The organism is Dactylosporangium darangshiense, from assembly GCF_039537565.1.
GTDB classification, from domain to species: Bacteria; Actinomycetota; Actinomycetes; order Mycobacteriales; family Micromonosporaceae; genus Dactylosporangium; species Dactylosporangium darangshiense.
The window spans coordinates 22,889-33,256 of sequence record NZ_BAABAT010000078.1 but is presented as its reverse complement, the minus strand read 5'-3'; the positions used below and the strand labels follow the sequence as shown (position 1 = coordinate 33,256).

The following is a 10,368-nucleotide window of genomic DNA, read 5'->3' as shown; positions in this document are numbered from 1 at the left end:
TGGCGGGGATCTGGGCGGAGTTGCTCGGCGTCGAGCGGGTCGGGGCGGCCGATGACTTCTTTGATCTTGGTGGGCATTCGTTGTTGGCGACGCAGGTGGTGTCGCGGGTGCGGGTGGTGTTCGGGGTGGATGTGGCGTTGGCCGCGTTGTTCGACGCGCCGACCGTGGCTGGGTTGGCGGCGGTGATTGATGCCACGGCGCCAGGGTTGGCCGCGCCGCCGATCGTGCCGGCCGGGCGGGACGGGCGGTTGCCGTTGTCGTTCGCGCAGCAGCGGCTGTGGTTCCTGGCCCAGTTGGAGCCGGACTCCGTTGAGTACAACACGCCGACCGCGGTGCATTTCGAGGGCCCGGTGGATGTGCCGGCGTTGCGCGCGGCGCTCGGCGGGCTGGTCGCCCGGCACGAGGTGCTGCGCACGCGGCTGGTCGCGGGCGAGGACGGGGTGCCGTACCAGGTGATCGACCCGGCACCCGAGCCGTTCGACCTGCCGATCGTGGATCTCACGGGAGAGGCGGACCCGGCCACGGCGGCCGCGGAATGGCTGGACGCCGATGCGGCGGTGCCGTTCGACCTGGCCGCCGGGCCGCTGTTCCGGGCGACGCTGCTGCGGCTGGCCGACGACGAGCACGTGCTGGCGCTGGCGACGCACCACGTCGTGGGCGACGAGTGGTCGGCCGGCATTCTCCAGCGCGAGTTGGAGGCGTTGTACGCCGGTGCAGACCTCCCTGCGTTGCCGGTGCAGTATGCGGACTTCGCGGTGTGGCAGCGGGGTTGGCTGTCCGGTGACGTGCTCGAGGGCCAGCTCGGGTTCTGGCGCGACGCCTTGGCGAGTGCGCCGGTGCTGGAGCTGCCGACGGATCGGCCGCGCCCGCCGGTGCGTTCGACGGATGGTTCGGTGATCGAGTTTGCGATCCCGCGTGCGGTGAGTGACGGTCTGCGGGCGGTCGCGCGGGATGCTGGTGTGTCGATGTTCATGACGATGTTCGGCTTGTACACGGTGTTGTTGAGCCGGTACTCGGGCCAGGACGACATCGTGGTCGGCACCCCGATCGCAAACCGCAACCGCGCGGAGATCGAGGGCCTGATCGGGTTCTTCGTCAACACGCTCGTGCTGCGCACCGACCTGTCCGGCGACCCGACGTTCGCGGAGTTGCTCGGTCGGGTGCGGGAGCGGACGCTGGCGGCGTTTGCGCATCAGGATCTGCCGTTCGAGCAGCTGGTCGACGCCCTGGACGTGGACCGGGACCGGTCCCGGACGCCGCTCTTCCAGGTGCTGTTCAACTACTTCACCGAGCTGGAGGACTTCACCCTGGACGAGGGTGCGGTTCGTTCCGTGATGGCGAAGTTCGATCTGCGGTTGATCGTGGCCGAGCGGGCCGGCGGCCTGGTCGGTGCGGTGCACTTCGCGTCGGCGTTGTTCGACGAGTCGTCGATGCGCCGCCTGATCGGGCATTTCCTGGCCTTGGCCGGTGCGGTCGCGGCGGGCGCGGACGGTCGGCTGTCCGGCCTGAACCTGCTGACCGACGCCGAACAGGCGGTGCTGACCGGTTGGCAGTCGGGCCCGTCGATCACGGTGCCGCCGATGTCCGGCGTCCACGACCTGGTCGCCGGTTGGGTGCAGCAGCACCCGGACTGGCCGGCGGTGGTGGACGGTTCCGGTTCCTGGACCTACGAGCAGATCTGGCAGCGGGCGTCCGGTCTGGCCGCGTATCTGCAGTCGGTCGGTGTGGGTGCAGAGACCGTGGTGGGTGTCGCGGCCGATGCGGGTGCCGATGTGGTGGTGTCAGTCCTCGGGGTGTGGCTGGCCGGTGGCGCGTATCTGCCGTTGGATGTGCGGGCGCCCGTATCCCGGCTCGCGTTCATGCTCACCGAGGGCGGCGTCTCCGTCATCCTCGGCCGCGAGGAGTTGTTGGAGCAGGTCCCGGCCGGCCGGATCCGCACGATCGATCTCGACGACCCGGCCCTGACCGCGACGGCAGCGGCGTTCACGCCCGCGGCGGTGTCGGCGTTGTCGGCGGCGTATGTGATGTTCACGTCGGGTTCGACGGGTCGTCCGAAGGGTGTGGTGGTCACCCACGCCGGTCTGCTCAGCTACGTGTCCGGAGTGCTGGAACGGATCGGGTTCGGGGCGCCGGGCGGCCGGTACGGGGTGCTGCAGCCAGCCGGGACCGATTTTGTGAACACGGTGTTGTTCGGTGGGTTGGCCAGCGGCGGCTGCTTGTACTTCGCGGACCCGGCGACGGTGACCGATCCGCAGGCGGTGGCCGGGTTCCTGGCCGGGCATGCGATCGACTTTGTGAAGATCGTGCCGTCGCATCTGGCCGGTCTCGCCGACGGGGCAGGGTTGGCGGAGCTGCTGCCCGGTCGGGCGTTGGTGCTGGGCGGTGAGGCAGCGTCGCCGGAGTGGTTGCGGCGGCTGTTGGCGGTGGCCGGCGAGCGTGGGGTTCGGGTGGCGAACCATTACGGGCCGACCGAAACCACCGTCGGTGTGGCCGGGATGGAACTCGTCCCGGAGGTGGTGGGTGGGGATCGGGTGCCGATCGGTGGACCGTTGCCCGGTGCCCGGTTGTATGTGTTGGACCAGTGGCTGCAGCCCGTGCCGGCCGGTGTCGTCGGTGAGTTGTTTATCGGCGGTTTGGGTGTGGCCCGCGGCTATCGGGGGCGTCCGGAGTTGACGGGTGAGCGGTTTGTCGCGGACCTGTTCGCTGGTGATGGGAGCCGGATGTACCGGTCGGGGGATCGGGCGCGGTGGCGGGCCGACGGGACGGTCGAGTTCTTGGGCCGGGCTGACAGCCAGTTGAAGGTTCGTGGCTACCGGATCGAGCCGGGTGAGGTGGAGGGGGCGTTGCTGGCGCATTCCGGGATTAGTGCGGCGGTGGTGACCGGGCATGGGGTGGACGCGAGTCGTCGGCTCGTCGCCTACCTGGTGCCCGTGGACGAGATGCCGTCCGTTGCCGACCTGCGTCGGTTCCTGGGGACGCGGTTGCCGGAGCATATGGTGCCGGCGTTGTTTGTGGAGTTGGCGGCGTTGCCGTTGACCGCGAACGGGAAGCTCGATCGGCGGGCGCTGCCCGACCCGGAGCTGGCGCATGCGGGGCCGGCTGACAGTTATGTGGCGCCGCGGACGCCGACCGAAGAGACTCTCGCCGCGATTTGGGCGCAGGTGCTCGGGCTCGGGCAGGTCGGCATCCACGACAACTTCTTCGAGCTCGGCGGGCACTCGCTGCTCGCCACCCAGATGGTGTCGCGCATTCGCAATGCGTTCGACGTGGACGTCCCGCTGGTCGAGATCTTCGATCGACCGACCGTGGCCGAGGTTGCCGTGGCGATCAGCCGGGGCATGCTCGGCATCGACGGGGACGGCGGGGAGCTGGAGGAGTTCACCTTCTGACGTGGTCCGCCGGCCGGCGGCGCGGGCATCGCGTGCGATGGCGGCGCCGCCGGCGGACGCGGAGCGCGGGCGCCGGGATGGGCGCTACTTCGGTTCCTGCGGCGGGGCGTACTGCTGGCAGGCGACGAGCGCCGGGCCCAGCTTCGGGTCGTCGCGCATTCCCTCCGGCATGTCGATGACGCCGTCGGTGCCGGGGTCCGGGTAGTTCGGCATGTCGTGGTCGCGCACGCACTGGGAATACTGGCGCAGCCTTGCCATTTCGGCGGCCGTGGGCTCCCGCTTGACCCGCGATGCCCGAAGCGCCGTCCGGAGCAGGTCCTCGCAGGCCGGAGTGGGGACGGTGGCCGTGTCCACCGAGACGCCCCACTGGCCCTGCGAGTCCTGCGTCGGGTCCGGGAAGTCCGGGTGTCCGTTGTTGCGCATGCATTGCACGTAGCTGACCCACGACGTGTGAGCGTCGCCGGTGGATGCGGCGGTGGTGGGGCTGGCGCTATTGGCGGGCGCGCCCTTGCATGCGCCAACGGCGAACACAGCCACGGCCAGCACCGCGAGCATCCGCGCATTTGACCTGCGAAAATTCATACCGTCATGCTGCGCTCGCGGGCCCCGGTTGACTTCCCCCAAACGAGGCACGGGCGGCTCGAATTTGGGGGTGCAGGCGGCCGGCCAGCCAGGCGGCCGGGCGCTGATGCGGCGCTGGCGCCAGGCTGGACCCGCCGCTGGCCGTTCCGGGCGCAAGGTACCGTCGGTCTGCCATCGGGTCCCCGTATCCCAACGGCAGAGGAACGGAGCTCAAACCTCCGACAGTGTGGGTTCGAATCCCACCGGGGGCACCCGAACAATCATGTACAACCCAAGCCGTCTTGGCCGTAGTCCGCCGCACCTGGACCACCCGCAGCCAGACATCGCGCTGGCCGTTCAACGCGTTCAGCGTTACCGAACTGGCGGATACGGCACAACGGTGGCTTGCCCCGGTCCCATGAATCGTGGCTCAGGGGCACGGTTCCCCCAAACTGGGGGTCGCGGGCGCTACCGCGGCGGGTGGTCCGGGCGGCGCCGGCGCGGTCGGATGCCGTATGCGCATCTCCCGTCTGTTCGCCGGCCTGTCCGCCGTCGCGCTGCTCGGCGCGTGCGGCGACGCCCCGTCGCCGGCGCCGGCGCCCACCGCCTCGTCCGGGGCGTCCGCGAGCCGTCGCGCGGCGGCCGGCGACCTGGACCCGGCTGGCGTGTTCATGCAGGTCGCCCAGTGCTTCCGCGTCCACGGTCACCCCGACTACCCCGACCCGGTGCAGAACGCCGACGGCAGCTGGGCCTTCCCGGTCGCCGCCGCCCGGGTGCCGGTGCCCGCCGAGTGCGCCGACGTCGTGAGCCGGTCCCGGCGGCTTTCCCCGAGCGGCACCGCCGGCGCGCCCGCCGCGGACCTCGCGCGCGAGCGGGCGTTCGCGGGCTGCATGCGGGCCAACGGCGTGCCCGACTGGCCCGACCCGGGGCCCGACGGCACGTTCGCCGTGCCCGAGCGCCTGGCCGACCCGCGCAACGAGAACCTGTGGCGGGCCGCGGCCGACGGGGCGTGCCGGCAGTACCAGCCCGACGGCGGCCCCGACATCGTGGCCAAGACCGCGCGGTGAGGCGCCGCGACCGCCCGCCGGCCCGCGCGGACGTCTCCCTCAAAAGAGACGGCGATTCCACTCTTTACGGGGGTGCCCGCCCCGGATCGCGCGGAGATGCTGGACGAATGCCGCCCGCACACGCCGGCCCGGCCGGCGCCGGGTCGTCCGCCGACGATCTCCTGGCCCGCTGTTCGCCGCCCGAATGGCTGCCCGTGTCGTCGCTGCGGCCGGCCGACTCGCCGCGGCAGTCCGGCGAGGACGCGGAGCACATCCGGATGCTGGCGCGCATCGACGCGAACCTGCCGGCGATCATCGTGCACCGCCCGACCATGCGGGTCGTCGACGGCATGCACAGGCTCGGGGCGGCGCGCATCCGCGGCGACGCGATGATTCAGGTGCGGCTGTTCGACGGCACCGAGCAGGAGGCGTTCGTCCTGGCGGTGCGGGCGAACATCGCGCACGGGCTGCCACTGCGCTACGACGACCGCACCCGGGCCGCCGAGCGCGTCATCGCCTCCCATCCCGGCTGGTCGGACCGCGCCATCGCCGCCGTCGTCGGGCTCGGCGCCCGCACGGTCGGCAACATCCGCCGGCGGCTGCAGCGGGAGCGCAGCACGGAGGAGGCGCTGGTGCGCACCGGCCGCGACGGGCGCGTGCGGCCGGTGAACAACGCCGAGGGGCGGCTGCGGGCCTCGGAGCTCATCAAGCGCCGGCCCGAGGCGTCGCTGCGCGAGATCGCACGGGAGGCCGGCGTCTCGCCCTCGACCGTGCGCGACGTGCGCCTGCGCATCGAGCGCGGCGACGACCCGCTGCCGGCCGCCCGCCGAAGCCGCTCGGACGGCCCGGCCGCCCCCTCCGAGCCCGACCGGTCCGCCGGGCCCGACCTGGGCGCGATGTTGCAGGGCCTGCAGAACGACCCGGCGCTGCGCTTCAGCGAGTCCGGCCGGGGCCTGCTGCGCTGGATCCTCCTGCGCGCGGTCCGCACCGACGAGTGGGCCGAGGTCATCGACAAGGTGCCGCCGCACACCGCGTACATCATCGCCGAGCTCGCCCGCACCTGCGCGGAGGAGTGGCGCCAGCTCGCCGAGGACGTCGAGCGGCGCGGCGCCGAGCAGGCCTGAACCGGGCGCCGCCCGCGATCGGGCATGGGGCAGGAGTAGCGCCGCGATGGCGGGGCGTTGCCGCCCGTTTGCGGCCGGTGCGAGCATGACCGCGCAACGGCGGATCGACGACCCCCGGGGGAGCAGCTCATGACCGTCCTGAGCATCGGTCACATCGAGATCTACACCGGCGACCGGGCATCGCTGGTCGACTACTTCGTCTCCGCACTGGACCTCACCGACGTCGCCTGGGTGCGCACGGACGACGCGCAGTCCTCGCTGCTGGAGGGCGGCGACGTGCGGCTGCTCGTCACCGAGGGACCGATCGCCGCCGAGTACCTCGACCGGCACGGCGACGGCGTCGCCGACATCGCCTTCATTTGCGACGACGTGCCCGCCACCCGGGAGCGGGCGCTGCGCGCGGGGGCCCGGCCCGCCGGCGCGACCGCGGTGTCCGCGTTCGGCTCCGTCCGGCACAGCCTGCTGCCGGCCACGACGCGCTACGCCCCGGCCGGGCTGCCGTGGGTGCCGTCGGGCGAGACGCGCGCCGCCGGGCCGCGGCCCGGGCACATCCGCTCGCTGGACCACATCGCGGTCGTGCTCGACCCCGGCGACCTGGCCGGGCGGGTCGAGTTCTACCTCGAGGCGTTCGGCTTCGAGCGGTACTCGAGCGAGTTCATCGAGGTCGGCAACCAGGCGATGGACTCCATCGTGGCCCGCAACCCCGCCGCCACGGCCACCTTCACCTTCCTGGAGCCGGTGACGTCCCGCGCCGCCGGGCAGCTCGACGCGTTCCTGGCCCGCAACGAGGGCCCCGGCGTGCAGCACCTGGCGTTCCTGGTCGACGAGATCGTCCCGGCGGTGCGCGACTTCCGCGACCGCGGCGTGGAGTTCCTGCACACCCCCGGCGCCTACTACGACGCGCTGGCCGAGCGGCTGCGGGAGATGAGCGTCGAGATCGGCGACCTGCGCGACACCAGCGTGCTGGCCGACCGCGACGAGTGGGGCTACCTGCTGCAGCTGTTCACGCGGTCGCCGTACCCCCGCAACACCCTCTTCTACGAGCTCATCCAGCGCCGCGGGGCGCGCGGGTTCGGCAGCGCCAACATCCGCGCGCTCTATGAGGCGGTCGAGCGGGACCGGATCGTCGCCGAATGAACGCCTTCGCCCTCGCCCACCTCGCCCGGCTGCGCCGGTGGGGCGGGCGCGGGCCAGGGCGCGCCGGCGGTCCCGATGGCGCCGGGATGGCAGTGCTCTGACGGCCCGGTGGCGATCCCTGTCTCGCGGCGCGGCCGCGTGCCACGGTTGCACACGATGCCGCGCGGACGTCGTTGATCCGGGTGTCCGGGGTCGGTCCCGCCGCGCCTCCAAGGAGTGGAACTCATGGATCCAAGGCAAGTGCAGCGGCCGAAGGGGGTCCGGGCGACCCTGCGACTGCTCGCCGCGGCCCTCCGGCTCGTGTGGCGGGCCGGGCCCCGCGACTTCATCGTCGTCGTGGTCCTGCAACTGGTGCAGGCGCTGGGGTTCCTGGCGCTGATCCTGCAGCTGCAGCGGCTGCTCAGCGGCCTCATCGACGCCAACACCGGCGGCAACGCGCAGGGCGTGGCGGCCGGGCTGGTGCTGTTCATCTCGGCGAACGCGGTCATGGGCCTGGCCGGCGCGATCATCAACAACCGGCGGCAGATCATCGGCGAGCGGGTCACGCTGTACATCAGCTCCGAGATCCTCAAGGTGACGTGCCTGGCGGAGCTCGATGACTTCGACGACTCCGACTTCCACGACCGGCTGCAGCGCGCGGCGGTCAGCGCGGCCGGGCGGCCGATGATGATGGTGCAGAGCATGATCACCATCGGGCAGAGCCTGTTCACGCTCGGCTCGCTGTGGGTGGCCCTGGTGATGCTGCAGCCGTGGATCGGCCTGGCCATGATCGTCGTTGCCGTGCCGGTCTGGATCGGCGGCACCCGCGTCGGCGAGGCGTATTTCTCGTTCATCGTGCACATCGCCGGCATGGACCGGGCCCGGATGTATCTGTTCCAGCTGTTGACGATGCGCGACCCCGCAAAGGAGATCCGGGCGTTCAACCTCGCCCGCTACCTCGCGGCCCGCTGGCGCGACACGATGACCGAGCGCATCGGCATGCTGGCCGCCACGCTGCGCAAGCAGCTGCGGGCCTCGCTCATCTCGACGCTGGGCAGCAACGTGGTGCTCGCGCTGGCCGCCGGCACGCTCATCGTGCTCAACAACCGGGGCGTGCTGACGCTGGCGCAGACGGCGGCCGTCGCCGCCGCGATGCTGCTGTTCGGCCAGAACCTGCTCGGCTCGATCGCCGAGACGAACGAGTTCTTCGAGTCGGCGCCGATCGTCAGCGACCTCAACCAGTTCCTGGCGCTGGAGGAGCAGCTGATGCGGCACCGGGCCGGCATCGCGCTGCCGGAGCGCTTCGAGCGCATCGCGCTCGAAGACGTCACCTTCCGCTACCGCGACACCAACCGCGACGCCGTCGCGAACATCGACTTCACGATCAACGCCGGCGAGGTCGTGGCGCTGGTCGGCGAGAACGGCTCGGGCAAGACGACGCTGGCCAAGCTCATCGCCGGGCTGTACGAGCCGCGTTCGGGAGCGGTATGCATCGACGGCGTCGATCTCAAGGACGCCGACCTCACCGCCTGGCGGGAGTCGGTGGCGGTGCTGTTCCAGGACTTCATCAAGTACGCCCTGACGGGCACCGACAACATCCGCCTCGGCGCGACGGGCCGCCCCGACGACCCCGACCAGGTGCGCGCGGCCGCCACCGCGGCCGGCGCTGACGAGTTCCTCTCGCGGCTGCCGCAGGCCTACGAGACGATCCTGGGCCCGCAGTTCGGCCGGGGCGTCGACCTGTCCCTTGGCCAGTGGCAGCGGGTGGCGCTGGCCCGGGCGTTCTACCGCGACGCGCCGCTGGTGATCCTCGACGAGCCGACGGCGTCGCTTGACGCCCGCGCCGAGCGGGACCTGTTCGACAGCGTCCGGCAGCTGTACCGCAACAAGACCGTGGTGCTGATCTCCCATCGCTTCTCGACCGTGCGCACCGCCGACCGGATCATCGTGCTGCAGGACGGGCGGATCGTGGAGCAGGGCAGCCACCCGCAGCTGATCGCGAACAACGGGCTGTACGCGGAGCTGTTCGCCATCCAGGCCAGCGCCTTCATCGAGGAGGACCTGGGGCACAGCGACGAGGTGCGCCAGCCGGTCCAGCCCTGACCGGTCGCAGCCTGACAGACCGAGGCAGCCCTGATGCGACGTGGCCGGCCGCGCCGACACCGCCCGGTGTCGCGTGGCCGGCCGCCTCGCGTCCGGATCCGGGTCGGCCGGACACCCGTCGGCCCGCGGGCGTTTCGCCGCCCCGGGCCGGCGTGCCCGCCGAGGCGCGCTCGATATCCTGGGCGTTGCGGGCGGAAGGGAGCGGCGTGTCGGACGGCGGCCGGATCAAGGTGCTCATCGTCGACGACCATGAGGTCGTGCGGCACGGGCTTCGTTTCATGCTGTCCCAGGAGCCGGACTTCGAGATCGTCGGCGAGGCCGGCGACGGCGCGGCCGCCCTCGCCGAGATCCGCCGCAGCCGGCCCGACGTGGTCCTGCTCGACCTCATGATGCCGGTCCTGGACGGCCTCGGCGTGCTGTACGCGATGCACGCCGAGCCGCACCGCCCGGCGTTCATCGTGCTGACGTCGTACTCCGACGAGAACCGGGCGATGGAGGCGATGCGCGCCGGCGCGCTGTCCTACCTGGCCAAGAGCACGGCCGCGGACCGGGTCACCGACGCGGTGCGGGCCGCGGCGACGGGCGGCAGCGTGCTGGCCCCGACGGTCGCGGCGGCGCTCGTGAACAAATGGCGCGAGAACGAGCGCGAGGGTCCTCTGGAGCGGCTCTCCGCCCGCGAGCGGGACGTGCTCGCCGAGCTGTCCCGGGGCCGCTCCAACCGCGAGATCGCCCGGGCCCTGTCGCTGGGGGAGCAGACGGTGAAGTCGCACGTGTCGAGCATCCTCACGAAGCTGGACCTGCAGGACCGCACGCAGGCCGCCATCTTCGGCCTGCAGCACGGCCTGGTGCCGCTCGGCGAGGCGCTGCAGAGCGACGAGTAGGCCCCGCGCGGCCACGGGCGAAGCGCCGGCGCGGCGCCTCGCTGGTGCCCCGATGGGACTGCTCTGACGGCGGGGTGGCAATCCTTGTCGGCCTTCGAGGCACCGTGCGACGGTTGGCCATCGGCTCTCGAAGGGGGATCCGCATCGA

General features: G+C 72.0%; 7 protein-coding genes and 1 tRNA gene. 7 read left to right on the top strand and 1 reads right to left on the bottom strand.

Annotated elements, in window-relative coordinates:
• Positions 1-3,389 (top strand): amino acid adenylation domain-containing protein (locus tag ABD901_RS55210; RefSeq protein WP_345143681.1); only part of this gene is annotated, 3,389 nt, incomplete at its 5' end.
• Positions 3,390-3,473: 84 nt separating this feature from the next.
• On the opposite strand, the gene ABD901_RS55205 is transcribed toward ABD901_RS55210, so the two are convergent.
• Positions 3,474-3,944, bottom strand: coding sequence for a hypothetical protein (locus tag ABD901_RS55205; protein WP_345143677.1), 471 nt, complete (start codon positions 3,942-3,944; stop codon positions 3,474-3,476).
• A gap of 205 nt (positions 3,945-4,149) precedes the next feature.
• Between ABD901_RS55205 and ABD901_RS55200 the strand changes: the two genes are divergently transcribed.
• From ABD901_RS55200 to ABD901_RS55175, 6 genes are all read left to right on the top strand, one after another.
• Positions 4,150-4,222 (top strand) — tRNA-Leu (locus ABD901_RS55200).
• A 243-nt stretch (positions 4,223-4,465) separates the two neighbouring features.
• A complete protein-coding gene (locus tag ABD901_RS55195; protein ID WP_345143674.1) occupies positions 4,466-5,017 on the top strand; it encodes a hypothetical protein in 552 nt (183 codons plus the stop codon).
• Positions 5,018-5,124: 107 nt separating this feature from the next.
• Positions 5,125-6,120, top strand: a complete 996-nt coding sequence (locus ABD901_RS55190) for a transcriptional regulator protein (protein WP_345143671.1) — start codon at positions 5,125-5,127, stop codon at positions 6,118-6,120.
• Between the two features lie 129 nt (positions 6,121-6,249).
• Positions 6,250-7,257 carry a 4-hydroxyphenylpyruvate dioxygenase gene (hppD, locus tag ABD901_RS55185; RefSeq protein WP_345143668.1) on the top strand — a complete coding sequence of 336 codons (1,008 nt, stop codon included), beginning with the start codon at positions 6,250-6,252 and terminating at the stop codon, positions 7,255-7,257.
• A gap of 225 nt (positions 7,258-7,482) precedes the next feature.
• Positions 7,483-9,339 carry an ABC transporter ATP-binding protein gene (locus tag ABD901_RS55180; protein ID WP_345143664.1) on the top strand — a complete coding sequence of 619 codons (1,857 nt, stop codon included), beginning with the start codon at positions 7,483-7,485 and terminating at the stop codon, positions 9,337-9,339.
• A gap of 206 nt (positions 9,340-9,545) precedes the next feature.
• Entirely contained in the window at positions 9,546-10,220 is a 675-nt protein-coding gene (locus ABD901_RS55175) for a response regulator (RefSeq protein WP_345143658.1), read from the top strand.
• The last annotated feature ends 148 nt before the right edge of the window (positions 10,221-10,368 follow it).

What these genes read in the sequence shown, in the direction of transcription:
- ABD901_RS55190 (WP_345143671.1), top strand. Translation starts at nt 5,125, where the DNA reads ATGCCGCCCGCACACGCCGGCCCGGCCGGCGCCGGGTCGTCCGCCGAC.
- ABD901_RS55195 (WP_345143674.1), top strand. Translation starts at nt 4,466, where the DNA reads ATGCGCATCTCCCGTCTGTTCGCCGGCCTGTCCGCCGTCGCGCTGCTC.
- hppD (WP_345143668.1), top strand. Translation starts at nt 6,250, where the DNA reads ATGACCGTCCTGAGCATCGGTCACATCGAGATCTACACCGGCGACCGG.
- ABD901_RS55180 (WP_345143664.1), top strand. Translation starts at nt 7,483, where the DNA reads ATGGATCCAAGGCAAGTGCAGCGGCCGAAGGGGGTCCGGGCGACCCTG.
- ABD901_RS55205 (WP_345143677.1), bottom strand. Translation starts at nt 3,944, where the DNA reads ATGCTCGCGGTGCTGGCCGTGGCTGTGTTCGCCGTTGGCGCATGCAAG.